The organism is Vibrio sp. S17_S38, assembly GCF_014694375.1.
GTDB lineage: Bacteria > Pseudomonadota > Gammaproteobacteria > Enterobacterales > Vibrionaceae > Vibrio.
Genome location: NZ_JAAUWW010000018.1, coordinates 34,054 through 60,346, shown reverse-complemented (window position 1 = coordinate 60,346; position 26,293 = coordinate 34,054). Strand labels below are relative to the sequence as shown.

At 41.3% G+C, this 26,293-nt stretch carries 22 protein-coding genes; 15 read left to right on the top strand and 7 right to left on the bottom strand.

All coding sequences use genetic code 11. From position 1 onward, the window contains the following. Positions 1 to 261: 261 nt before the first annotated feature. From gltX to HC725_RS13535, 10 genes are all read left to right on the top strand, one after another. Complete coding sequence (gltX, locus tag HC725_RS13580; protein WP_190332360.1) at positions 262 to 1,689, top strand: glutamate--tRNA ligase; 1,428 nt, start codon at positions 262 to 264, stop codon at positions 1,687 to 1,689. Positions 1,690 to 1,931: 242 nt separating this feature from the next. Beyond that, a complete protein-coding gene (locus HC725_RS13575) occupies positions 1,932 to 2,795 on the top strand; it encodes a DUF3450 domain-containing protein (protein WP_190332359.1) in 864 nt (287 codons plus the stop codon). Positions 2,796 to 2,806: 11 nt separating this feature from the next. Further along, entirely contained in the window at positions 2,807 to 4,216 is a 1,410-nt protein-coding gene (locus HC725_RS13570) for a MotA/TolQ/ExbB proton channel family protein (RefSeq protein ID WP_190332358.1), read from the top strand. Continuing rightward, positions 4,216 to 4,758, top strand: coding sequence for a MotA/TolQ/ExbB proton channel family protein (locus HC725_RS13565; RefSeq protein WP_190332357.1), 543 nt, complete (start codon positions 4,216 to 4,218; stop codon positions 4,756 to 4,758). The genes HC725_RS13570 and HC725_RS13565 overlap by 1 nt, the downstream gene beginning before the upstream one ends. Next, positions 4,755 to 5,162, top strand: coding sequence for an ExbD/TolR family protein (locus HC725_RS13560; RefSeq protein ID WP_190332356.1), 408 nt, complete (start codon positions 4,755 to 4,757; stop codon positions 5,160 to 5,162). Before HC725_RS13565 ends, HC725_RS13560 begins: the two co-directional genes overlap by 4 nt. 13 nt (positions 5,163 to 5,175) lie before the next feature. Next, complete coding sequence (locus tag HC725_RS13555; RefSeq protein ID WP_190332355.1) at positions 5,176 to 5,871, top strand: energy transducer TonB; 696 nt, start codon at positions 5,176 to 5,178, stop codon at positions 5,869 to 5,871. Further along, positions 5,868 to 7,172, top strand: coding sequence for a tetratricopeptide repeat protein (locus tag HC725_RS13550; protein WP_238928509.1), 1,305 nt, complete (start codon positions 5,868 to 5,870; stop codon positions 7,170 to 7,172). The genes HC725_RS13555 and HC725_RS13550 overlap by 4 nt, the downstream gene beginning before the upstream one ends. Then, on the top strand, positions 7,172 to 8,191 hold the full coding sequence (locus tag HC725_RS13545) for an AraC family transcriptional regulator (RefSeq protein WP_190332354.1): 1,020 nt from the start codon (positions 7,172 to 7,174) through the stop codon (positions 8,189 to 8,191). The genes HC725_RS13550 and HC725_RS13545 overlap by 1 nt, the downstream gene beginning before the upstream one ends. Positions 8,192 to 8,264: 73 nt before the next feature. Then, on the top strand, positions 8,265 to 9,038 hold the full coding sequence (locus HC725_RS13540; RefSeq protein WP_190332353.1) for a cytosolic protein: 774 nt from the start codon (positions 8,265 to 8,267) through the stop codon (positions 9,036 to 9,038). A gap of 80 nt (positions 9,039 to 9,118) precedes the next feature. Further along, positions 9,119 to 10,150, top strand: coding sequence for a cytosolic protein (locus HC725_RS13535; protein ID WP_190332352.1), 1,032 nt, complete (start codon positions 9,119 to 9,121; stop codon positions 10,148 to 10,150). Here HC725_RS13535 and HC725_RS13530 read toward each other — a convergent pair whose 3' ends face one another. Genes HC725_RS13530 through HC725_RS13520 form a run of 3 tightly spaced genes read right to left on the bottom strand, consistent with a single transcriptional unit; the run spans position 10,151 to position 13,241 of the window. Then, positions 10,151 to 11,368, bottom strand: a complete 1,218-nt coding sequence (locus tag HC725_RS13530; protein WP_190332351.1) for an MDR family MFS transporter — start codon at positions 11,366 to 11,368, stop codon at positions 10,151 to 10,153. A gap of 44 nt (positions 11,369 to 11,412) precedes the next feature. Then, positions 11,413 to 12,186, bottom strand: a complete 774-nt coding sequence (locus tag HC725_RS13525) for an ATP-binding cassette domain-containing protein (RefSeq protein WP_190332350.1) — start codon at positions 12,184 to 12,186, stop codon at positions 11,413 to 11,415. A gap of 2 nt (positions 12,187 to 12,188) precedes the next feature. Continuing rightward, positions 12,189 to 13,241, bottom strand: a complete 1,053-nt coding sequence (locus HC725_RS13520; RefSeq protein ID WP_190332349.1) for a FecCD family ABC transporter permease — start codon at positions 13,239 to 13,241, stop codon at positions 12,189 to 12,191. Between the two features lie 191 nt (positions 13,242 to 13,432). Between HC725_RS13520 and HC725_RS13515 the strand changes: the two genes are divergently transcribed. From HC725_RS13515 to HC725_RS13495, 5 genes are all read left to right on the top strand, one after another. After that, complete coding sequence (locus HC725_RS13515) at positions 13,433 to 14,515, top strand: ABC transporter substrate-binding protein (protein ID WP_190332348.1); 1,083 nt, start codon at positions 13,433 to 13,435, stop codon at positions 14,513 to 14,515. 240 nt (positions 14,516 to 14,755) lie between these two features. Further along, positions 14,756 to 16,918, top strand: coding sequence for a TonB-dependent siderophore receptor (locus HC725_RS13510; protein WP_190332347.1), 2,163 nt, complete (start codon positions 14,756 to 14,758; stop codon positions 16,916 to 16,918). A gap of 140 nt (positions 16,919 to 17,058) precedes the next feature. Further along, a complete protein-coding gene (locus HC725_RS13505) occupies positions 17,059 to 17,796 on the top strand; it encodes a siderophore ferric iron reductase (protein ID WP_190332346.1) in 738 nt (245 codons plus the stop codon). Positions 17,797 to 17,840: 44 nt separating this feature from the next. Beyond that, the gene (yegD, locus tag HC725_RS13500) at positions 17,841 to 19,235 is read left to right on the top strand and encodes a molecular chaperone (protein WP_190332345.1); all 1,395 of its coding nucleotides are present in this window, start codon (positions 17,841 to 17,843) and stop codon (positions 19,233 to 19,235) included. A 99-nt stretch (positions 19,236 to 19,334) separates the two neighbouring features. Further along, a complete protein-coding gene (locus HC725_RS13495) occupies positions 19,335 to 20,123 on the top strand; it encodes a transporter substrate-binding domain-containing protein (protein WP_238928508.1) in 789 nt (262 codons plus the stop codon). A 41-nt stretch (positions 20,124 to 20,164) separates the two neighbouring features. Here the strand turns inward: HC725_RS13495 and fhuB are convergent, their stop codons facing one another. The 4 genes from fhuB to HC725_RS13475 form a co-directional block, all read right to left on the bottom strand. Beyond that, entirely contained in the window at positions 20,165 to 22,135 is a 1,971-nt protein-coding gene (gene fhuB / locus HC725_RS13490; protein WP_190332344.1) for a Fe(3+)-hydroxamate ABC transporter permease FhuB, read from the bottom strand. Positions 22,136 to 22,263: 128 nt separating this feature from the next. After that, positions 22,264 to 23,196, bottom strand: coding sequence for an ABC transporter substrate-binding protein (locus HC725_RS13485; RefSeq protein ID WP_190332343.1), 933 nt, complete (start codon positions 23,194 to 23,196; stop codon positions 22,264 to 22,266). A 97-nt stretch (positions 23,197 to 23,293) separates the two neighbouring features. Continuing rightward, entirely contained in the window at positions 23,294 to 24,064 is a 771-nt protein-coding gene (locus tag HC725_RS13480; RefSeq protein ID WP_190332342.1) for an ABC transporter ATP-binding protein, read from the bottom strand. 108 nt (positions 24,065 to 24,172) lie between these two features. Continuing rightward, on the bottom strand, positions 24,173 to 26,287 hold the full coding sequence (locus HC725_RS13475; protein WP_190332341.1) for a TonB-dependent siderophore receptor: 2,115 nt from the start codon (positions 26,285 to 26,287) through the stop codon (positions 24,173 to 24,175). Positions 26,288 to 26,293: the final 6 nt, after the last annotated feature.

The following is a 26,293-nucleotide window of genomic DNA, read 5'->3' as shown; positions in this document are numbered from 1 at the left end:
CAAGACTAAAAAACGGACATAGCAAATACTCATTATATTTTGAGTATATAAATCAAAGGAAGATCTCCTACATGGGCTATCTTCCTTTTTCTATGAAAGAATAAAGACAGAATGACGTTAACGAAGTATTGCTATTTGAGTGTTTGGTTTTGAGTGTTAGAATATGCGCAACTTACCGCCATCACATTAATGTTCTTATTTTCTGAGTCATTATATTGGTTTGGCTACTCTTCTTTGTATACGTTTCAAAAGGTAATTCTAATGACGGTTAAAACACGTTTTGCTCCTAGCCCAACTGGCTATCTTCATGTTGGTGGTGCTCGTACTGCGCTTTATTCTTGGTTGTACGCGAAAAGCCAAGGTGGTGAGTTTGTTTTACGGATTGAAGACACTGATATTGAGCGTTCAACTCAAGCAGCAGTCGATGCCATTTTAGAAGGCATGCAATGGATGGGCTTGGATTGGGATGAAGGTCCTTACTACCAAACTAAACGTTTTGATCGTTACAATGAAGTCGTTGATCAATTGCTTGCTGAAGATAAAGCTTATAAATGCTACGCACCGAAAGATTTGCTTGATGAAATTCGTGCAGAGCAAGAAGCAAATAAAGAAATGGCGCGTTATGATGCTAATCATCCGAAGATTGTTGCGGTAAATCAAGCAGCCAAAGAGGGTGATCCATGCGTGATCCGTTTCCGCAACCCAACTGAAGGTAGCGTGGTTTTTGAAGATCAAATCCGTGGCCGCATTGAAATTGCCAATAGCCAAATGGATGATTTAATCATTCGTCGTACTGACGGTGCACCAACTTATAATTTTTGTGTTGTCGTTGATGACTGGGATATGGCGATCACTCATGTGGTTCGTGGTGAAGACCATATCAACAATACGCCACGTCAGATCAATATTTATCACGCATTAGGTGCACCTGTTCCTGTCTTTGCTCATTGTGCGATGATCTTAGGTGATGATGGTGCTAAATTATCAAAACGTCACGGCGCAGTTAGTGTAATGCAATATCGTGATGAAGGTTATTTGCCGAATGCATTGAATAACTACTTAGTGCGTTTAGGTTGGTCTCATGGTGACCAAGAAATCTTCTCAACCGCGGAAATGATTGAATTCTTTAGCTTGGATAATGTGAGTAAATCAGCATCGGCCTTTAATACCGATAAACTACTTTGGCTCAATAATCATTACATCAAAACATCAGAGCCAGAATATGTGGCTAAATATCTGCAATGGCACTTAGATGCGCAAGAAATCAGCCTTGCAAAAGGTCCTGCTATCACAGAAGTGATTCAATTGGTCGGTGAACGTTGCCATACCTTGATTGAATTAGCGCAGCAATCTCGCTACTTCTATGAAGACTTTGCCGAGTTTGAAGCGGGTGCAGCCAAGAAACACTTGCGTGGTGTTGCTCGTGAGCCATTAGAATTAGCGCTTAGCAAACTTGAAGCACTAAACGATTGGAGCACAGAAAACCTACATGGCGTAATTGAAGCTGTTTGTTCTGAGCTTGAAATTGGCATGGGTAAAATTGGTATGCCATTGCGTGTTGCAGTAACGGGCGGCGGTCAATCACCATCGGTTGATGCGACAATGCAATTAATTGGCCAAGAACGAGTTGTTTCTCGCATTAAAATGGCATTAGCATTTATTTCGGAGCGTGAAGCCAACGCTCAGTAATAATCTCATTTGTATTATTGATTGATGAAACCGCTGACACTTGTTTAGCGGTTTTTTTACATCTGGTTTTTAGAATGAGGTAGAACACTCGAAAATAAAAATGATTTATATCAAGAGAATGTAAATTTATTTCTTAATGGTAATTATTATCATTAACTTTCATGTTCTGGTCAGGTAGAATGAAGATTCGCTAAGAAAGGCCAATTTTGATTGGTTGAATTTTTACTTATACGGATCTTATCATGCGGTTTTCTCGTTGTTTTTGTTCTTCACACTCTTCTTTATCATCGGCAGTTAGACAATCGCGTCTTCCTCTATACGCCACAGCGTCACTTATTCTTTTGGGGTTAACGACTGCATTTTCTGCTCAAGCAGATAGTTTGGATAACGCGCGTAGCACGGAAGTTCAAACCAATAAAGTGGCTAAGTCATCTCAAGTGAGTATCAATAAAAATTCAGATGAGAGTTTTGAACTTCAAGCAGAAGTGGAACAGCTGGAAGCTCAGATTGATAATCTATCCATCTATCAAAGGCATTTGAAAAAATTAGTGGATTCACAAGAACAAGAGAAAGTTGCTACCCAATCTCAAATCGAAGAAATAGCTCAAACCCGCCAAGGTGTGGTGCCTTTGATGTACTACATGTTAGATGGTTATAAAAAACTCATCCATGAAGGTACGCCTGTGCGCATGGCAAGCCGAGAAAAACGCTTGGATGATTTGCAGCAACTGATGGGGCGTGCTGATATTTCAGAAGCAGAAAAATATCGTCGAATTTTAGAGGCATATCAAGTCGAGATTGATTATGGAACCAAGCTGGGTTCGTATGCAGGCGAAATTACGTTAGCAGATAACGATAATCGCCAAGTTGATCTTCTGTATTTAGGCCGTGTTAGTTTATTGGCTCGCAGTAAAGATGCCCAGCACACGTGGGTTTGGTCGCAATCATCGAATCAGTGGCAAGCTGTTGATGGTAGTCAGCAAGTTGAAATTAATAAAGCTTATGCGTTAGCCAATAAACAACAAGCGCCAACGTTATTAAACTTGCCACTTTCCATTACCCAAGTGAAAGCCGTATCTGAAAATAAAACACAGGAGGCGAAATAATGATCGCTTTCATGAATAATATAATTAAAAAATCGGCCTTAATCGGGACGTTATTGATCACGGTATCGAGCATCAGTTTTAGCGCAAATGCTGATGATTTAGCAGCATTAAGCTCAAAAGCCAAAACGGAACAAACTACCGAGAATGCGCATAATCGCCAGCGTGTCGCATTAAGTGCAGAGCAACGAGCGGCATTGCAAACCAAGCGAAATCAACTTGCCAAACAGCTTGCTCAAATTGAAACCGAAAATGCAAAACTGAGTAAAACTTTTGCAGCTAATGAAGAAATACTTGCGCAAAAAAGTAAGGATCTACAGCTTGCAACGGGCAGCTTAGGTGAATTGTTTGGTGTAGTGCGCCAGGCGGCAAAAGAAGTTCAGAGTAACTATCAAGATTCTTTGTTAGGCGAGAAAGGCAAAGCGTTTGATACTCAGCTTAATAAAGTGATCAGTACCGATGCATTACCATCATTGCCGCTACTAACGGATCTTTGGCAAGCGATGACCTACAAAATCACCACCAGTAGCCAATTACAATCAGTTTCAATTGATTACGTACAAGGCGATGGTAAAACGGCGACAATGCCAGCGCTTCGCCTTGGTGACATCGGTTTAGTTTCGCCGCAGGGGTATTTACATTGGGATTTCACTCGTCAGCAAGCTTCTAATTATCTAGCTCTGCCTTCTGATGCACCTAGCTTAGAAAGCTTAACTGAAAGTTTAAAAGAGGGTGCTGAATCGGTATTACTCGACCCGACTCGTGGCGTTCTATTAGCACAATTTGCCAACCAACCAACCTTGATGCAACGTATTGATCAAGCAGGTATTGTTGGAAAGATTATCTTGGCATTGCTTATTATCGGATTGGTTATTGCCGTGATCCGTGGCGTGAAGTTGATGCAAACTCAACAACAAATTTCAGCGCAGCTTAAACAGCCTGAGAGTCCAACGGATAACCCATTAGGCCGCATTTTAAATGTGTACCAAAAAGAGAAAAAACAATCGGTTGAATCATTAGAGCTACGCTTACTTGAAAGTGTTCTGGATGAACAACAAGGGCTTGAGCGTGGTTTATCGATGCTGAAATTGTTTGCGGCATTAGCGCCAATGCTCGGTTTATTGGGTACCGTGACGGGCATGATTGAAACCTTCCAAGTGATCACTGAATTTGGCAATAGTGATCCGAAAGTAATGGCGGGTGGGATTTCAATGGCATTGATCACCACGGTTTTAGGCTTAGTTGCCGCGATGCCTCTATTACTTGCTCACAATATTTTGTCTAACCGCGCGGAAAGCATTCGTAATACGTTAGAAAAACAAGGCGTAAGCTTGGTCGCTCAGCGTGCAGAAAAAGAGTCCGATTCATGTAATCTTAATAACCATAATCGTGACAATAACAGCTCAGATCAGGTTCGTGCGTAATGGCCTGGCTAGCAAGTTATTTCCCTGACCTTTTATCATCAACACTATGGGAATTTATGTCCCGTGGTGGGCAAGTTTTATGGTGGTTGGCTGCTGTCGTCTTTATTTGTTGGTTATTGATCATTGAGAGAATCCTATTTTTGAGTTTCTCTTATCAGCATGTTAAAGCAGGTTGGGTAGAGCGTTGGAAGCTGCGCAATGAGCATGATTCATGGTTCGCGTTAGCCCAAAAAGAGGGCATGTTACAGCAAGCGAATTTGATGCTAAATCAACATCTAGATTTGATAAAAGTTCTCGTGAGCTTGTGCCCTATGTTGGGTTTGCTAGGCACCGTAACAGGCATGATCGCGGTATTTGATTTAATGTCTGTTTCTGGCAGCAGCGATCCAAAACTGATGGCATCTGGTATTTCAATGGCAACCCTTCCTACAATGGCAGGCATGGTCGCAGCATTGGCTGGCATGTTTGCACATTCTCGATTAGTTAAAGTGACAACGCGTAAAGCCTTGCACTTAGAACAACAATTAAGGAGCGGCGAATGAGATTAGTTCGTCCCACAAAAGCAAAAGAAGAAGCACAAGTCGATTTAACCTCGATGCTTGATATCGTATTCATCATGTTGATTTTCTTCATCGTGACCAGCTCGTTTGTACATGAGTCGGGTGTGGAAGTTAACCGCCCGGCAGCGTCACATTCAACCAGTCAAAAGAATAGCGGCATTTTTGTCGCCATCACGGCAGGCAATGATGTGTATATTGATAAGCGCCGTGTGGATGTGGAACGCGTTCAAGCCACACTCGAAAAATTGGCGCTGGATGATCCTGATGCCAGTTTAGTGATTCAAGCGGATAAACATGCTTATAACGGCACTGTGGTTGAAGTGATGGACGCAGCGAAAGGTGCTGGTATCAATAAAATTGCTATTGCCACTCAAGCGAAGCAGTAAGGGTGATTAACCGATGAGTGAGATATTTAATCCTCAGTTGGATGCACATCATTCTCTCAAGCGGATGTTGATAGCGATCCCTTTAGCTTTAGTCACGGCGATAGCATTGTTTTGTTTTATGTCGTGGATGGTGGGTAGCGTGAAAAAAGGCGCCACTGATAATGGGCCAGCTTTGATGTTTGATATGGTGATGCAAGAGCAAGATTCTCAATCGCAACGCCGGCAGCGCCAATTGCCAGAGCCGCCAAAAGTGCCCGAGCAACCACAGGAATTATCTTCGCCATCAAGTCCTGCAATGGCAAGTCCTCAGCTGGATGCACCACAAGCGACACTCGATACTAGCTTGGCGTTATCCGATTTTGGTGTTGCCGTTAATATGCCAACCATTGATACCTCGATGGCAAATGGGCCTTCAATGGGTGATATCGGTCAGCAGCAACAAGCGATGCCTTTGTATCGAGCTGAACCCAATTATCCATCGCGTATGTTACAACGTCGAGTGGAAGGGTTTGTCGTGATGTCTTTTACCATTAATGAATCGGGTAGACCGGAAGATATTCAAGTGGTTCAAGCGCAGCCAAGTAAAGCTTTCGTTCGTTCTGCGGTGCAAGCATTAAGAAATTGGAAATACCAACCACAGATCGAAGGTGGTAAAGCCGTGAAGCAGCCTAATCAACAAGTGAAAATTGAATTTAAGATCAGCCAATGATGACGTCAACTCAATCGATAATATGCAAACTCAATAGCCTATTTTCTCATGTGGCTAAATGCTGCTTTCAGGTTGTGACTCTGTGCCTATTACTTAGTTTTTCTAGCTTAGTATTTAGTCAAAATGTCACTCCATATACAGGAAAGAAGTTGGTTCAAGCGAGCCAATTAGAACAAGAAGGACATTTGCCGAAAGCGATTGAAGTACTCAGCAGTTTTACGCCAAAAAATGATTATGACACTGCGTTCGTTAATCGAGTTTTAGGTATTTATTATTGGCAGGCTGAGCAGCCTAAACAATCGATCAAAGCTTTAACCACGTCGGTTAACTTAAAGGCGTTAGAGCCGAAAGCGCAGTGGCAAACACAAAGAATGCTGGGCGATATTTTATATTCTCAGCAAGATTTTTCTGGTGCGGTTTCAGCCTATCAAAAAACGTTAGCGGTGAAATATGACGCGACAGGCAAAGAAAAATTATCGCATGCCAAAGATGTTAATCAACTATATTTTCGTATTGCAGCCAGTTATTACCAGCAACAGAATTGGCAACAAGTTAAGCGCTATATTATTTTGTACCGAACGCAAGATCCTAAACACAAACTTCAAGCGCTACGGATCCAAGTGGTGGCAGAGTTACGATTAAAACAATGGAAAAATGCCGAAAGCACATTGAGTAACTTGATCCGACTTGAACCGGATAATAAGAGCTGGTGGCAACAACAGATTTCTGCTCAATTACAACAAGGGCGTAATGAGGCGGCTTTAAGTACTTATGCCTTAGCCAAAAAACAAGCGTTAGATTTTACCGCGAATGACTATAAAGTCTTATCACAATTGTATGCACAAAATAAAATACCAGAACGTGCTGCACGTATTTTAGGTGAGATGTTTAACCAATTTCCAGAGACCAAAACCATCGCGAATCATAAACTTCAAGCGCAATATTGGCAGGTAGCGCGTGAATGGCCGAAAGCGATTGAAACTTGGCAATCTCTAGCGCATCGTGATGCTCAATATTATTGGCCATTATCGCAATTATTAATTCAGCAAAAGCATTATGTAGAAGCCAATAAAGTGATAGATAAAGCTAAACCTTATGCGAAAGTGAAGGAATTTGGATTGGCAAAAATTCAATTACTGTATCGGTTAGAGAAATACAACGATGCATTAGCAGAAGCAAAACGTTTAAATGAAAAACAACCATCGGCTTCAGCGCAAACTTGGATTGTCTTTTTAGAAAATAAAGAACAACAAGATGAATCCTCAAAAGTAGAGCACGATTCGGAGGCGTTTGCCGCGTAATGATTGCTGTTGAGGTGAAAGTGAATGATGAGGTCAGCGCTAATTTTGGAGCGCACTTTAATCGTATTGAAAAGGTGTTGGACTATATCCACCATCATTTGGATTTACCGTTAACACTTGATGATTTGTCCCAAAAAAGTTGTTGGTCTCGCTGGCAATTACAGCGTGTATTTAGTGCCAAAACTGGCTTGAGTGTCGCGCAATATGTTCGTGAGATTAAACTAAGTAAGGCTGCAGAGTTATTATTGTACTCACGCTCAGAACGAATTGTAGACATTGCTTTTCAATTTGGTTTTAGTTCGGAAATCAGTTTTAGTCGTGCTTTTAAACAGTTCTTTTCTTGTTCCCCTCGGGCGTATAAACAAAGAGGTTTGCGCACTGGATTACGCCAACCGATAACCGCTTTAATGCTAGCCTCAAAAGCCAATCATAGTGTTGGATGTACATTGTTTGATAGCCCAATCGATCCCAGATTTATTCAGATCCGCATCGAGCATAAACCACAATTTTTCATTGAAGGCTGCCGCGGCGCAATAACAGGACTCTTTTCTCTCAACCCTAATTTTGAGAGTGAAGTGCCAAAAATTTGGCAGCGATTTCATCAACACTCATCATGTTTTATATCTCCATTAGCTCAAACCTTTATTGGAGTCGTTGATGCCTCCCGTGATGTTATTGAATATCCGTCCCTTGAACCGCAAACTCTAGACTATTGGGCTGGCATGCCTGTTGACAGCTTACCTACCGGTAGTCTATCTATTAGCACCAACACCAACACCAACACCAACGTAGACCAACGCTCGCTTCATTATTTCGAGGTTCCAACACAAGAATATGTTGTGCTACCTCATGTTGGTCCAATTAGCGGATTAAAACACCGATTGGAATGGCTGATCTCACATTGGTTGCCAAACAGTGGTTACCGTGGCATCGATGGAATTGAGTTGGAAATGTATAGCCCGGATTATCAAGCAGATAGCCCGCAAGCGTATATGGAGTATTGGCTGCCGATTGCGTAGAAGTCTGTCATCTATCATTTTTCTTACTTTTTTGATAAAGTGCGCCGTCCATACAGCTCAACAGAGAGGATAAATGAAGTTATTGTACTGGTTGAGTGAATGGATATCCCTTTCTCAAGAAGATCAGCAATCCAAACTACCATTCTCCGGATCCAGCCTACTAGATAACGTGTTTGTTAAATATGATTTAGTGGATTTAAACAAACCATTACTGTTTACTTTTTCTCCTTCCGGCACCGATATAAAAGAGCAGGATTTACACCCTCACTTTTCTCCTTGGGGTTATCAATTAGCTCAACAGCAACAAGTGAATATTATTTCTTTCCAACACCTCGGTGTTAGCAATTGGTTCCGCAGCTCTAACTTAATCGATTTTCTTGAACAATTATCCATGATGTTGATGCCCTTTCCGTGCCGTTTAGGTTATGGCTTAAGCCGAGGAGGGTTTGCCATTGGTGCGTTCGCTAATCTGCTCAAGCTTGACCATATTTTATTGTTTTATCCTGTGAGCAGTAAAAATAAATCTCTAGTGCCATGGGATGACCGATCCAGCACTGAATTAGCACAGCAGTTTAATTGGGAAGATCATTATCATGATCGAGATCTGGGAAAAGCCGATGGTTATATTATTTATGATCCCACCAACGATATAGATCGGCGTCATGCACAACGTTACCCTGAATTGACTCACTTTAAAGTCGTCGGCATGGGCCATGGCGTACATCCTAATGAGTTGGATAGGAAAGATTTTTACAACCAGATGGTCGAGCAATTTATCCAGCACCAGAAAATAGATATTTCTCAATTTAGTGAACAAGCCAAAACCCAGTTTTTAAAAGAGCACTGATGACACCGTTTATGATGAATATGACACATAAATAATAAATTTTAAGACAATTGCTTAAGGGCAATTTAGATGGAGGATAAATGAAGTTACTGTATTGGTTGGATGAATGGTCAGCGCTTGCTCGACAAGAGCAGCAAGCCAGGCTACCAATGTCTGGAGAGGATATACTTGACGGTGTTTTTGTGAAATATCAATTTGTTGATCTTAACAAACCCTTACTGTTCACCTTCTCGCCTGCTGGCACCAATCTACAAGAACAGGACTTACATTCGGACTTTTCGCCTTGGGGCTATACACTTGCCCAGAAACAAAACGTTAACATTATTGCCTTTCAGCATCTGGGTAAAAGTAACTGGTTTCGTAATCGCAACGTCATTTTCTTTCTCGAGCAATTATCAACATTACTTACGCCCTTTGAGTCTCGTTTAGGTTATGGACTGAGTCGAGGTGGTTTCGCTATTGGTGCTTTTTCGAAATTACTTAAATTAAATCAGGTACTGCTATTTCATCCTGTCAGTACTAAGAACAAAGATCTTGCCCCATGGGATAACAGAACCAGCACTGAAATTGCTCAACAGTTTGATTGGGAAGGTGATTATCACGATTTGGATCTTGGGAATGCCAAAGGTTATATTATTTATGATCCGACCAATAAAATCGATCGATTGCATGCAAAGCGTTACCCTGAATTGACGCATTTAAGAGTCTTTGGAATGGGGCATGGCACTCATGCAACCTATCTCAATAAATTTGGTTTTTATAAGCAAGTCGCTGTGGATTTTATTCGCCATCAACAAATAGATATTGCTCAGTTTCGTCATCAAACCAAAACACTTCGCTTGAAAGAGGACTATTATCATAAACTCAATAAGGCGAATGCTAACTCTGTTCATCGTTTGCAACTACTGAGCAAGGCACACAATGTTTTGATTGATGAAAAAAAGGAACATGTACAAGAACATCAGGCAAAAATTGATGTTCAGACTTTAGTAAATATTGCCGTTAAGCATCAAAAAGCAAACCCTCAAGATGCCGTACAACTTTTGGAAGTCGCGCAACAGATTGCACCGGATGATCCAGTGATAGAGCACAAGTTACAACTACTGTTGTAGTTAGGCTTGCGAGGTATTGCTGCTAAGTATTTGATGGTACAGCCAAATTCCTGAAGCGATACTGATAGACGAGAATCCGACCCATAGCCACATGGGATTAAAGTCAGGTATATCGAGTAACCAGCCTGCAATCCAATTACCGAGAAAAGCGAAGAAACCACCAATGCAGGAATGTAAACCATAATAACTGGCTAAACGTGATGGGGTGGAAAATCGAGGTATGTAAGCGCCGATAAGTGGATAAATCATCATCGAGCCTATACTGAGTAAGGCGGCACATAAAACAAATGGTAATGAAGGCCAAAATGGGGTGTTCAGATCTAACATCAGAAATGCACCACCCATAATCGATATACCTAAACCCATCCCTTTTGCGACTCCTAACTTTTTCTCTACCCAGTGGCTAGTTGGAAGTTGTAGTAATACACCCATTAATGATGACACCATAAATACCACTGTGATGATCGATGGATCGCCGGTTTGAGTTCTAATTTGATGTGGAATACTTAGGTAGAGTTGATGGAAAAGTATTGGATAAGCGGATGTCGCGAGGGCAAAGTAGATAAAAGGTTTGTTTTGTAACATTACCCACCAATCAAGCAAAAATAGCTGCTTTGGATCTGAGTGTTGTACTTTTGTATTGGTCGGTAAGTAGTGCCATTGTAATACCAGTAAAATGGAAAAAATAGCCGCTGAACTGATGCCAACCCATAAAAAATCCATTGTGAATAAACTTAATCCGATCAATGGACCAATTAACATACCAGCTTCACTGGCGAGTCGCTGTAGAACAAAAACGCGATTTCTTTCTTGGTTATCTGGGTACTCAGAAGCAAGGTAAGCTTGGCTACTTGGGGTAAATAAGGCACCAGCAAATCCAGTAAAAAATGCACCTAATACAATCGTGGTAAAGTTTGTGCTGACCGCCAGTAAAATAAAACCAATGATACGAATAATACAACCCCAAAGGATCATGGTTTTATAACCAAATTTGTCCCCGAGAGTTCCTCCAACCAGAAATAATCCTTGTTGGCTCAGGACACGCAGACCAATGATGAATCCAATATACCAACCACTAAAGCCTAAGTTTTGTAAATGTTCCGCCAAATAAGGCAATAACATATAAAAGCCAAGATTAAAGCTAAAACTATTGAAGACTAAAACTCGCCCGGCGGCAGACAATAAATTCCAATCGCGCTGTAAATGATTCAATTTCATTTTAGAGTTGTAACCTTATTCAAAAGACATTGTATGTGATGCTTTTATGCCGTTTGTGTCCGTAGAGTTCTTACAAATGGAATGCCACTGTCATCGATGAATACTTGCGCTTCTACGTTGTACACATCTTGTATTAATTCTGAGGTTAATATATCGGATGGTGCGCCAAAGGCGACGAGTTTTCCCTGTTTCATCACGAGCAAATTATCCGCATACTGAGCGGCAAGGTTTAGATCATGTAATACCATAATAGAAATATATTGCTGAGTACGAGTTTTGTAACAAAGGTGGTTAAGCAAGACATGCTGATGGTGTAAATCGAGGGCGCTGACAGGTTCATCTAGCATCATGATTTTAGGATTTCTCATTAATGCTTGAGCAAACAGCACCATTTGGCTTTGCCCGCCACTTAATGTACTGACATTTCGGTTCGCTAAATGCGACAGTCCCATATTATCTAAGATGTTCAATGCTTCTGTTAGCATGCTTTCATCAACACGTAAACTAAGAGCATCTAAGCGTCCCAACAATATGACTTCAATAACGGTTAAATTAACATCAAGATGAATGTCTTGAGGCATGTAACCAAATCGATTTCGCCATTGAGAAAGAGACTGATAGGAGAGAGATTCTTGTGAGTGACTGATGCTACCTTTATCGAGTTTTATATCACCAAATAATGCTTTTAGTAGCGTGCTTTTCCCGGTGCCATTTGGGCCTAAAATAGCCGTGACTTGCCCTTGGGGTAAACGAAAGCTCATATCTTCAGCGAGAGTTAATGTGCCTATTTGAATATGTATATGATCTGCAATGAGCACGACTAACCTCGCTTCATAATAATAAGCCAAAAAAAGAAAGGAACTCCGATGATGGCAGTGACGATCCCAATAGGAAATAAGGCTCCGGGGACGATAACTTTTGATAGTACCGATGCGGTAGAAAGAAGAAATGCGCCAATTAAAAAAGAGAGAGGCAGAAAGAATCGTTGATCCTCACCAACCAGTATTTTTGAAATATTAGGGGCTACGATCCCAATAAAACCAATAATTCCGACAAAACTGGTTATTGTTGCGGTCATTACCGCGACAATAAAGAGGGTTCTTAATCGTAGAGCCGCCACGTTTACGCCAACACTTTTCGCTCGTTCTTCACCTAGTCGTAACGCGGTTAGTTTCCAAGAGTCTTTCATTAATAGAATGAAACCACCAATGATGACAACGGATGTAATCGCTACGTTAGTCCACGTTGCTTTGGATAAACTTCCAAATAGCCAAAATAGTATTTGTTGGCTTAATTCAGGGGATGAGATGAATTGGACTAAAGATAGTAAGGATTGAAATAAAAATAGCAGCGCGATACCTGCAAGGATTAACTGCCCTGAAGTAATATGCCTCATTGAAGCAAGTGCGAATAAGAAACATGCGGAGAGCATACAGAATACAAATGCACCAATAGGGACGGCATAATCGCTGTTCATTCCCAATGATCCGATGTAGAGCATCAGTGCCGCGCCAAATCCAGCCGCCGCTGCCATACCCAACGTATATGGACTCGCCATTGGGTTATTTAATAAGGTTTGCATTTCAGCGCCGCCCATTCCTAGAGCGCCGCCGACAATAATAGCCATTAATGCAATCGGCAAACGTAAATTTGTCACGATGACATGGGTTGAAGGATCAACTTGAAAAGGTAATCCGATGGATCCTAATAACGCATTGATCACTCGAGATGCATCAAGCATTGAAGGGCCAGTCATGACATCGAGAATAAATGAAGCCAGAAGAATAAAGCAGAAAAGGCTAATAATCATAATACGTCGACGTTCACTTTTTCTTTGTTTTTCAATCGCTTCTAGCAGCATGGTACTTTGCATTACAATGACCTAATTACTTGATTCTTAATACTGTGAATGGAAATATTGATGGGGTAATCAACGGCAATGTATTTTATGTCAAAACCCTATAAATGCAATTGATAATAAATACTATTTGCATGTTTATTTGTTATACAGCTAGAATCGTGGCCTACTTTTTTATTCCTTCTCATTTATAAAAGGCTTGGTACATGCATATAAAACTCTTGAGCATTATGGCTCTTTTTTTTAGTTCTTTTGTCTTTTCACAAGTCACTACAGTAACCGATATCCTTGGGCGAGAAGTGACATTCAATGCTCCCGCTCAAAGAGTAATTGTTGGGTTCTATCCTGAAGATTATATGGCGATAGGAACTGAAAAGGCATACGACAATGTGGTGGGTATGTCGAAATATATTTGGCAAGCACGTTCATCTAATTGGGAACTTTATGTAAAACACCGACCATCTTTAGATAAAATACCGGGAATAGGCCGTGTTGATACCAATACTTTTTCAGTCGAAAAGGTAATTAGCCTCCGTCCAGATTTATTGATGCTCGCTGAGTGGCAATATAAAGGTTTAGGCTCTGATATTACTCGTATTGAAGAAGCGGGCATTCCTGTTTTAGTCGTGGATTACAATGCACAAACGTTAGAAAACCATGTAAAGAGTACTGAGTTAATTGGTGTGATCACCGGGCAACAAGCGCGAGCAAAAAAAATTGCGGATGAATATAAGCAGAATTTAGAAATGATCACTGATCGTTTAAAAAAGGCGAATTTACCTAAACCAAAAATTTATACAGAATATGGCGCATCTGGGGTTAATGAAATTGGGTATACCTTTGGTAAAAATATGTGGGGCGCAATGGCAACGATGGCGGGAGGCGATAATATCTCAGCCCCTTTTGTTGAGTGGTGGGGCAAATTAAATCCAGAGCAAATCATCGTATCGAATCCAGATGTTATCGTTATTACCGGTTATGAATCAGGTTCAGGTAATGATTCTATGTTGATGGGACAAGGCGTTGATGAAAACTTAGCGAAGCAACGTTTAGCTAAATTTAAAAATCGTACAGGATGGTCAACAATATCAGCGGTAAAAAATAATCGCATGTACGCTGCTTATCATGGTGCATGTCGAACTATTTTAGATGGCGCTATGCTGCAATTTTATGCGAAAGCGTTGTACCCAGATCTTTTTAGTGATCTTGACCCTAAAGCTGCTTATCGTGATTTTTATAAAAAATATTTACCTGTCGTTCCTGAAGGGACATTTGTTACTCACTTATAATTTTTGATAAGAACGTGGTCGTTTATGTCATGAATGATCACGTTCACCCGGTATTTCAGTGAAATAGTCAATATTGAATCTACCAAAGACCTATGTTGAGATGTGATTATTAACGAGGATAGGTTTAACCAATAAAAGTTCCCCAAAATTGTAAACATGCCCCAAATTGTTAACTTTTCTGTCTATTAAAATGCATAATGATAACCATTATCATTTGTATTTATTGTGCAGGAAAGGAATATGCCAAGCTCTACCTCCCAACCATTCTACCGTGTTAGTCCCATTGCTTTTGCCATCGCCAGTATTTTATTTACCTCTTCTTTAATGGCAGAAGAAAATAACAATACAACTGTGGAAACAAACCAAGAAAATCTTACCGTGTTAGGTCAAATGTATCGTAATACTGCGACGAAAACCTCACTACAACCAGAGGAAACTCCGCAAGCCATTACGGTGATCGATTCTAACCAAATGGATATTCGTGGAGCCGAAACGGTTCAACAAGCGTTGCGTTATGCGCCGGGTGTGAATGCTGAACTTAAAGGAGGCAGTGTCAGCATGTATGACAACTACAACATCCGTGGTTTTGATAACAACCAAATGTACTACGATGGTTTGGTGTTGCAGTATTTAGTCGGTTGGAACTTACAGCCACAAATCGATCCTATTGCTTTGGAACGAGTTGAGGTGTTTAAAGGGCCAAGCTCAGTGTTATATGGATCTATGCCGCCAGGTGGCATGGTTAACTTAATGGCGAAAGCTCCTCAAAAGCAAAGTAACACGGATGTTTCTGTTTCGACTGGCACTGGTAATTTGACACAAGCGACCATTGATACCACTGGGCAGTTTGGTGCGAGTGATGTGTACTATCGCTTAGTGGCAAAAGCGCGTAAAAAAGATGGTCAGGTTAATTATACCGAAGAAGAACGTTATGTGATTGCGCCATCAATTGATTGGTATGTTACAGATAGCACGCTAATTAACTTCAATTTTTATTATCAAAATGATCCTTCAATGGGGATGAACTCTGCCATGCCTGCATCGGGTTCGGTGTTTGATAACCCGAATGGCAGCATTGATAAAGATACTTATATGGGGGATAAAAATTGGAGTGATTTTGAGCGTGAGTTCTGGATGGCGGGTTATAAGATTGATCATTCCTTTAGTGATAATTGGTCATTCTTACAAAATGCACGCTTTATGAAAGCCGATCTTTATCAAGAAAATACGTACCACTCGGCATCTGGTTGGGATCCAACCACTGGAAACTTAGACCGTTATATTTATAGCACTGATGAAGAGTCAAAAGGTTTTACCATTGATAACCAATTGTCGGGTAAATTCGCCACCGGTTCGGTGGACCATAATGTATTGCTGGGTGTGGATTATCAATACTTAAAAGGCAGCTCGAATTATACCAGTTATGGTTATGACGGTGGCTATACCGCACCAAGTTTCAATGCGTTCGCCCCGAATAATAATCAGATTGATCGCTCTAAAGTGACGGAAGCTGGTGTTTATATCGATGATATTAAAGTCGAACAATTAGGTTTGTATTTACAAGATCAAATGCGGATTAATAAGGTGGTCTTGATCGCGAGTGGTCGGTTTGATAACTATCAATCAACCAGCGATTATGCGGGGACCAAAACTGATATTGATCAAAATAATTTCTCTTACCGGGTAGGTGCCTTGTATGAATTTGATAGTGGTTGGTCGCCATATATCAATTACGCCACCAGCTTTGAACCTGTTGCTGGCGCGGATGCAAGCGGGAAGGTGTTTGACCCATCGATTGGTCAGCAAGTGGAAGGTGGTGTTAAGTATCTTTCTGCAGATTACGCAACCTCATTAACCGCTTCAGTGTTTCATATTGTGAAAAGTGATGTGGTGGTTGCAGATCCAAACGATCCAACCTATCAAGATAAAATGCAGATAGGCGAAGTTCGCTCTCAAGGTGTGGAACTAGAAGGGCGCTTTGCGTTAACCGCAAACTGGAATGTTAATGTCGGTTATGCGTATACCGATATGGAAGTCACCAAAGATACGACAGGTTTAGAAGGTAACGCACCGATTTATGTACCGAAACACGCTGCTAGCTTATGGACCGATTATTATTTATATAACGGCTTACTGGCGGGTACTCGTTTAAGTGGTGGTGTTCGCTACATTGGTGAACGTGAAATGGATGCGGCCAATACCGATAAAGTGCCTGATTACACCTTAGTTGATTTATCTGCTGGTTATGATTTATCGAACCTAAGCGATAATTTACAAGGCGCACAAGTCAGCGTAAGTGCCAATAATATCTTCGATACTGATAATTTTACTTGTTATGACTCCACCAACTGTTGGTATGGCCAAGAGCGCACCGTTGAATTGAAGTTTGACTATAATTTCTAGCTTCAAGTAAAACGGGTATAGATAAGATATTTGCTCTGTGTCAATGAAGCTTTATATAGAGCAAATATCGAATTCAAAATGCTTTACATGTAAATACAAATCAGTATCATTACCTTTCTTGATTTTTGTAGAGATATCTTGTGAGTGATCCTCGTTACCAACAATTATTTCATTTTGCTGACCATGTGACACCTTATCTAAGAGGTGAATTACTGGATCAGGATGCTAGTTTCAATGCCAATATGGGCTTTGAAGATAAGCTGTTTGCGAATAAAAATAATCAGGATTTATTGCAAGAAATTTATGCCAAATTACAAGTCGCACATCCAGAAGCTGGGCATGCGTATTGGTTAAATCGTACATGGACCCTGCTCGTTTGGCAGCCGGTTTATATTAGTTTTATCAGTATTTATAGCCTTAATGCTCTTCCCTCGTTATCGGGAATGACTCAGCATTGGAAAGGTGAGGCTAATTTTGTCGCAGGGTTTACGCTTCAAGATGTGCCTATGCATGACGGCACACCTGAACATCTTATTGCTACTGCCGCTGCGGAGTTAAAACCGCTCTTTGAGCATTACCGTGAGCAGTTAGACCAACATATTCGAATTCGCCCAGGCTTTACCAATCACTTATTGGCGGATGCATTGGTAGTGGCTTTATTGCGCTTGCAAGAGCTGCATAAAGATTTACCGCAACAATATATCCCCGAACAAGCTCAGTTATGGCTGCAAGCCTTTGGTCTTCCTTTAAAAGCATTGCAATCACTTACCTTTGAACTTACCACCAATCAATGGCGTTTTGTTCGTACCACCTGCTGCATGGTATATCGGTGTGAAGGTCGTAATTTATGTGATAATTGCCCTCGTAAAGAAAAATAAGGTACTATCGCCAGCCTTTTTAGATTTGGTGAGCGAGGCTTTAGATGTTTATTGGTTTTGATTATGGGACAGCAAATTGTTCCGTTGCTATGATGGATGGCAACTCTCCAATATTATTGCCTCTAGAAGCAGACAATTATTATATTCCCTCGACGCTCTGCGCCCCAACCCGTGAATCTGTCACTGAATATTTATATCGTTTCATGCAAGTTCAGCCAAAAGATACAGAAGGTGAACAAGCATTACGTCGAGCGATAAACCTCAACCGAGAAGAAGATATTCAACTGCAACTTGGCGATATGCAATTTGGCCAACAAGCGCTTGATACTTACCTTGATGATCCCCAAGAAGTGTATTACGTCAAATCGCCTAAATCATTTTTAGGCGCAAATGGCTTGCAACCAATGCAACTGAGTTTCTTCGAAGATTTGGTTTGCGCCATGATGAAAAATATCAAAACCAAAGCCGAAAACACAACCCAACAAGACATTGAACAAGCCGTGATTGGTCGTCCGATTAACTTTCATGGCCGTGGTGGGGAAGAGGCCAACCGTCAAGCCGAAGGTATTTTACGCAATGCGGCGAGTCGCGCGGGCTTTAAAGATATTGAGTTCCAATTTGAGCCAGTGGCGGCAGGCTTGGAATATGAAAGCACCCTCAGCGAAAATAAAACGGTATTAGTGGTTGATATTGGCGGTGGTACGACCGATTGCTCATTGATTGAGATGGGGCCAAGTTTTGTATCAATGGCAGACCGCACCTCCAGTTTGTTAGGGCATAGTGGCCAACGTGTCGGCGGTAACGATCTGGATATTCACTTAGCTTTTAAACAAATCATGCCACTGTTTGGTCTCGGTTCTAAAATTAAGGGCTCACAGACGCTAAGTTCTTCAAAAAATAGTGGTATCGAAATGCCTATCACCCAATTTTGGAATCCTATTGCCATTAACAACGTGGTGGCGCAAAAAGATTTCTACCAATCCAGCAATTTCAAAGCGTTGACCCTATTGAAAAAAGAAGCTCAAGATCCTGATAAGTTGGCGCGTCTATTGGCGGTGTATCAACATACTTTGGGTTACCAAATCGTGCGTAAAGCGGAAGAAGCTAAAATCGGTTTATCGGATAGTGATAAACACGCATTACTTATTCCAGTCGCTAAAGAAGTATTAGAGTTGGATATTAACCACCATGACATGGTTGAAGCGGTGCAAAGTCCAACCTTAAAAATGATGGAGCTAGTAACCGAAGTCATGGCACAAGCGAGCTTGTCTCCAACGAATAAGCAACCGGATGTGATCTTTATGACAGGCGGAAGTGCTCGTTCTCCATTCTTGCGCCAAGCATTAGAAGCACAATTGCCCAATATTCCCATTGTCAGTGGTAACTATTTTGGTTCAGTAACGGCAGGACTAGCACGTTGGGCACAGGTGATTTTTTAGTAATATTGGTATAGTTTGATGGAGTGAAAATAAACAATCATAGCGAATGACTTCGTGGTGATCATAATGAAACCGATTAAACAATGGATGTAAATACGGATGAGATTAAATAATAAAAAAAGAAAAGTGATGCAACCTTTAGCCCTTATGGCGTGTGCTTTATTGATGTCACAAGGTGCGCAAGCTCGCTCTTGGGATGAAATAACACAAAGTGGAGAACTTAAAGTTGGTTTAACTGGAGATTATTCACCCCTTTCATACCACAATAAATCAGGTGACTTGGAAGGGTTTGATGTGGATATGACGACGCGTCTTGCGCATTCATTGAACCTGAAAGTACGCTTTGTGGAGACGACGTGGCCAACACTTTCGCAAGATCTTGCCGCAGATAAATTTGATATAGCTGCGGGTGGTGTGACGAAAACAGCAAAGCGGGCAGAACAGTTTTCTCTGTCTGATTCAGTTGCACAAAATGGAAAAATCATTCTAAGTAATTGCACCAATGATAAACCATTAACAAGCTTACAAGATATTAATCAGCCTAGTGTTAGCGTTATTGTAAACCCTGGTGGCACCAATCAAACCTACGTTGATCAGCATATTACTGATGCGAAAATCATTCGAACGAAAGATAACGTGGCTAACCTACAGGGAATTCGTGATAACACTGCTGATGTCATGATCACTGATTTAATTGAAGGTAACTATTATCAGTTACATGAAAAAGGTGTGTTTTGTGTATCTTCTCCATCGATATTAGAAGGTACGAAAAGTGTCAAAGTTTACATGATGAAAAAGGAAAATAGCCGCTTACTTGAAAAAGTGAATATTTGGCTCGAAGGCTCAGATAAAACAACCTTAGTGACGCATTGGGGTATTAGCCAATAGAGCTATCTTCAAAAAGAGGCTATTGCTTTAAATAAAATGGGTTAGCCTCTTTTTTGTCCTCGAATTAATAACACTAAGAAATAACTGCCGCCGACAATCGATACAACGGTTCCGGCGGCAATTTGCATTGGGAATAAAATAGTCTGGCCAATCCAGTCCGACATTAGCATTAACAACCCGCCTGAAAGTCCTGCTACGATCAATTGTGAACGCGCTTGTTTGGCGCCTAGCATCACAGCCATATGAGGTGCCAGTAACCCTACAAAAGCAACAGGTCCCATTGTTGTGGTGACTAACGCACACAGCAAAGCCACGCTGCACAATAAAATAACGCTGGTGGCTTGTACATTTAAACCGCGCGCGGCGGCAAATTGTCGTCCGGCTGAAATTAATGTAAGCCAGCGGGAAACGCAAATGAGTCCAATGAAAATTATTAATACGCTAATAGATAAAGTTACGGCTCCGGTGCTAGTGACTCGATAAGTTGAACCGGCCAACCAACCAATAATGGTGTAACTGTCTTGCGTGCCTTTAGCTAAAGCAAACTGTACTAAAGAATCAATTAGCGCGGTGATGGCTATACCAATCAACACCATGCTTGATGGCGCGAATTGATTCTTGCGACCGAGTAACAGCAACAAAATCAGTACCGCAGTACTTCCACCAAATGCAATCAACGATCCGAATGCAAAAATGTTAGCACCAAAAAATACAGTACCTGCCACTAAAGCAAACGTCGCACCTGCGGAAATACCTAGAATGTCTGGGCTAGCAAGTGGATTATAAATGAGTCGTTGTAATACTGTTCCTGCTGCAGCCAGAGCAATTCCGGCGGATAGGGCAGTTATAAAACGAGGCCAGCGAAGCGCCCAACTAAAGCTGTCTGGAATAGCAAAATGTAAGCCGTTATCACTCATAGCTATGGTGGTGGAAACGAACAACATCACTGCGGTAAATGTGATTAATAATGGAATTGCCCAATGGGATAGTTGCGCTTTACTTGGCGGTAATTTGATTGATATTTGATCTTGTGCTTTTAATGCTCGGCGGCTAAACCACACTAATGCTGGCGCGCCAATCGCGGCTGCGGTCGTGCCACTTGGTATCATTTCTAAGGTTAATTGACTGAGTAATAGCGCCAAAATATCGGTTAGCATTAACGCCATACTGCCAATGATCATGCTGGTGTATAGTTCGGATTTGGCGGTTCTAGCGCCTAAAGCTCGGGCGATATTCGGTGATAACAAGCCAATAAAACTGATCACACCAACCGCAGTAATCGATGCAGATACCACCCATAAACCTAAGCCTATCAACACAATAAAAAACGGGATCACATTTAAACCACGAGCTGCTGCACCTTGGTGACCTAGACGCATTAAGGTTAAGATTCGTGGGGCAAAAATAAGTAGCAATACCGCAACAGAAATACGCGGTAATAACCAATGCACCATATCCCAACCATTTTGAGCTAAATCACCCGCTCCCCAAATAAAGACATTTTTAGCGTATTGATCGTTGAGTAAAATGATCGCGGTCGCAATTGCGCCAAAGAGGATATTGACCACCATACCGGATAAAATCAGGGGTAAACCTGTAATGTTTTTAGGCCCAGCAATCGTTATCACTAAGCCCATTGCAAACAAGGCTCCGACCATTGCTGCCAGCGCAGTATGATCGGCCGCAAGTGATGGAAAGAACACATTGACGATAATTAATGCCAGCCAAGCGCCGGATGAGGTGCCAAGTGTTAATGGTGAAGTGAGTGAGTTTTGAGTTAATTGCTGCATCATACTACCGACTAAACCAAGCATCGCACCGACGATAATCGCCATCACCGCACGAGGTAGTTGCGCATAAACAAAATTGAAATCGGCAAACTCTTGCGCTTCCGCACCCATCAATAAATGCCATTGTTGAGAAATGGAGAGTGGGTTGGCGATTTGTAGGCTAGCGACCGCGATAATAGCGAATGCGAGGACAATTGTGATAATAGTTGGAATGCGGCGCATCAAGAGTTCCTGGGTTTCTAGTACCTAGTTCCTAGGTGTGTACGCTAAGAACTAGGTGTTTATATTTAATTTTTCGTGAAGCAGTATGTTTGCGACTTATTTTTTTCCTAGAGTCTAGGAACTCGAACCTAGGGACCCTTTACTTCCAACAAACTTTTAGTAATTGATTCTGCAATATATTGCATCGACATTGCCCCGCCATAATTCCAAACTGGGTCGGCTTCATTAACATGACCATTGCGGACAAATGGCATCGCTTTCCATAACATCGATTTATTTAATTGTGCTTTTTGCGCATCAGAAAAAGGACCAAAGTAAATCACATAGCCATTTTTAATATGTTGAAGATCGGTAATGCGTTTTTGGCTGATCCCCCAGTGCTGGGCTGGTAATGGCATAGTAGGAGTGAGGCCTAGCTGTTTTAACACGTAATTTGTGGTTGAATTTTCAGTGTAAACATACACGGCTGTTTGATTGGCAAATCGCATGGCGAGCACCTCAGGTAATGTGTCACCAAATGCCGTAGTGAGCTGCTTATTTAACTCAGAAAAACGAGCGGCCATCGCATTGAGTTTCTGTTCGGCAACGTCACTTTTATCTACAATTTTCGCGATACTTTTGAAGTGGCTAATCACTTCTTGCGCACTATCGGCTTGCCCTTCATAAGACTCATAATATAGAACCGGGGCAATAGTTTGCAGACGGGGAATCAAATCTTTTTGTGGGGAAGCGGCTAAAATGAGATCTGGTTTTAACTCGGCTAGTTTTTGTAAATTAGGCTCTGCACGAGTGCCAAGATCTTCAACCGATGCAGGGATCTCAGGCTTGACCACCCAAGTGGTATAGTCTTTGATATTCGGTACACCAACAGGCGTTACGCCTAACTCAAGTAATTGTTCAGCGAGATCCCAGTTTAAAGCGACAATTCGCTTAGGGTGATCATTAAGTTGATGCTCGCCAAGGCTATCGGTGACGGTAATCGACGCGAAACTTGGGGAGGCGATAAACAAAGTTAAAACTGAAGCTATTAAGAGAGTTGGAATTTTAATGAGTTTCTTCATATTAAATACGTTCCTGGGCCCTAGTCCCTAGTTTCTAGGAAGAGCGGTTGCTGAATATCTTTTCCTAGTGACTAGCAACTAGGAACTTGCTTCCGATTCAAATCACGACGGCTATTTTTTGATCACCTTGCTGTGGGTGATCTAAAAGTTGGATATCGGTTTCGTATAAATCCGTTAATCGTTGATCATCGAGTAGTAATTCTTTTGCGCCGCTAAAAGCTATTTTGCCTTGCTTTAGCGCCACGATATGAGTGGCATAACGGAGCGCCAAATTCAGATCGTGCAAGATAACTAAAATGCCACAGCCAGTTTGCTGATTCAGCTCTTGCAGCAAATCCATTAAATGGTATTGATGATGGATATCGAGGGCTGAGGTCGGTTCATCGAGAATCAGCACAGGAGATTGCTGAGCCAGTAACATGGCAACCCAAGCACGTTGACGTTCACCGCCAGAAAGTTTATCGGCAAGGTTATCAGCATATTGTTCAACGCCGGTTTTTTCCATTGCTTGTTGGATTATTTGCTTGTCATTGTCTTGCCAGCGGCCAAACACACCACGCCAAGGGAAACGACCTAGTTTAACTAACTCTTGTACGGTTAAACCGGCAACATCGGGCAGTTTTTGTGGTAGAAAAGCAATTTCACGCGCGAGTTGTTTTTGAGATAGTTGAGAGATTTCGGTCTGATTAAGATAGACACTGCCAGAGTCTGGTTGAGTTTGCCCTGAAAGTAAGTTGACCAGTGTCGATTTACCACTGCCATTATGACCAAGCACTACCGTAAATCCATCTGTCGGGATGGCGAGATCATCAATCGATAAAATATCACGATTGTCTCGATGAATACGGACTTGGTTTAGTTTGAACATGTGGTAAATCCATATAAATTAAAGGTGTAATTATAATTCGTTTAGGTATGAACACAAAAGAAAACACTAAGTGAAGGTAAACTCACCTAGTGTTTATCTCTTATTGGATCACCAACTGTAATTTAGGTTAGCCGTAATACGGCGATCTTCACCGTAGTAACATACAGTACTCGAACAACTTGCTACATATTCTTTATCTAATAGATTGTTCGCATTCACTTGAAGTTGAACTTGTTTAGTAAATTGATAGCTCGCCATCGCATCCCATAAGGTGGTGTCAGATACTTTATCACCTGTAGTTGAATTCACACTTGAACCAAGGTAACGAACGCCTGTTCCCATTCTCAAATCAGGTAACCCGATTGAGGTAAAATCATATTGAACCCAACCAGTTGCTAAATTCTCTGGGACTAATGAAGCTTGACGGTATCCGCCATTCGGATCCCTTTCTTCTAAGTTTGTATAGGTATAACTTGCGGTTAATTTTAAGTTCTCTGTAGCATAAACAGATCCTTCAAGCTCAATTCCTTGGCTTTTTTGGTCTGTTTGGCTTGTCCCTAGCACACCATTCGCATCGGTAACGGAGGTGGTTGCATTATCTTGTTTAATATCAAACCAAGCTATATTGAAATAGCCGTCTAACCATATAGGTGCGTATTTTAAACCTACTTCCGTTTGTTTACTTTCAATTGGTAGGTAAAGTTTGTTGGTTGTAAAGTCCAGGCTAGCGGAAGCATAGTAAGAGCTAGAATAGCTGACATAAGGTGATAAACCATTATCTGCTAAATACATTAAACCTGTATTGAATGAGAATTGGCCATCATCAATTTTATCTTCGTATTGACCTGTATTTTCTACTTTGAGCCAATCGTAACGAGCACCAAGGTTAGCAACCCAGCGCTGGGCTAAAATGGTTTGAAATTGTGCGTAAGTGCCAATTTGTTCCTTCGTTATATCATTTTGATACATTGAAGCAGAAAGGTCGGCAGGAACACCGTTGTCATATGTTGGATGACGGCTATCGATAGGAGTACCGACAGTTACACCTAAACCATTTCCCATCCAATCATTATTATGGTGTTGATAATCGATACCCACCATGAATTTGTTATCTGTTAATTTTGTTGAGAAATCTGCGGTGACATTATTATCAAAAGTATAACTATGAGAATTGCCATCATTGATTAATGTTGAGCGTAATAATGTATTTGGATCTGAGTCGCCGCCAAATGCAGGGTCATAATTATTTTGATATGCAGATGTACTACGTAAATACAGTTCTTTATAAGCAAAGTTAAAGTTTTGCTTATAAGTCCATACGTCATCGATATCGTATTTGAATAAATAACCTGCTGAAACTTGAGTTTGGTCTAAACGATCCGTGTCTGGTTCTCCATAATTGGTACTTGGATCAATACGACCGCCATCAGGTAATGCTGAATAAGTACCGTCAACAGGGAAAAATCCATTTTGAGGAACCCCTGTATCTTTAGTGAAACTAGTTAATAAAGTAAGACTTGCTGACTCATTGAAATCAATTGTATAGCTGGGTGCGATATAAAATCGTTCGTTTTTCGTACCATCTAATGCACCGTCTTTATGATTAACCATTGCAACTAGACGATAGCGTTGACTTCCATCATCACTAGCCCAACCAGACACATCGACACCAAGCTGCATATAGTCTTTACTGCCACCGGAAATATTAATATTTCCTTGTGGGACATCGGTAGGTTTCTTTTGAACTAAGTTCAATACACCGCCTGGCTGTGAGTCACCATAGAAAATAGCGCTTGGGCCTTTTAATAATTCAACACTTTCTAGCCCATAAGTTTCAGTTGACCATCCAAAAAAACCTTCTTTATATAAACGGTTTCCATCTAGATAAACACTTGGTTCAAATCCTCGGACTAATAACCAATCTGTATCTACATCAGAACCATATGGCGATACTACACCTGGGCTATATCGAAAGGCTTCATCGAGTTTATTGACATCGTGTATTTTTAAATCTTCTTGCTGGATAACAGTGACCGATTTAGGGGTCTGGCTATCAGGTGTTTCCATTTTAAGCGCAGAAGCTGAAACGGTAATGGTATCGATAGAATCGGTTGTTGCATCTTCGGCTAGAGTGGGTAAAGCGAAAAGAGCCAAAGTTAAACCAATAGCAGGCGAAAAACTAGCTGCGATGGCTTTTGATAAGGGGTGCGATTTAGTATGCATTGTGTT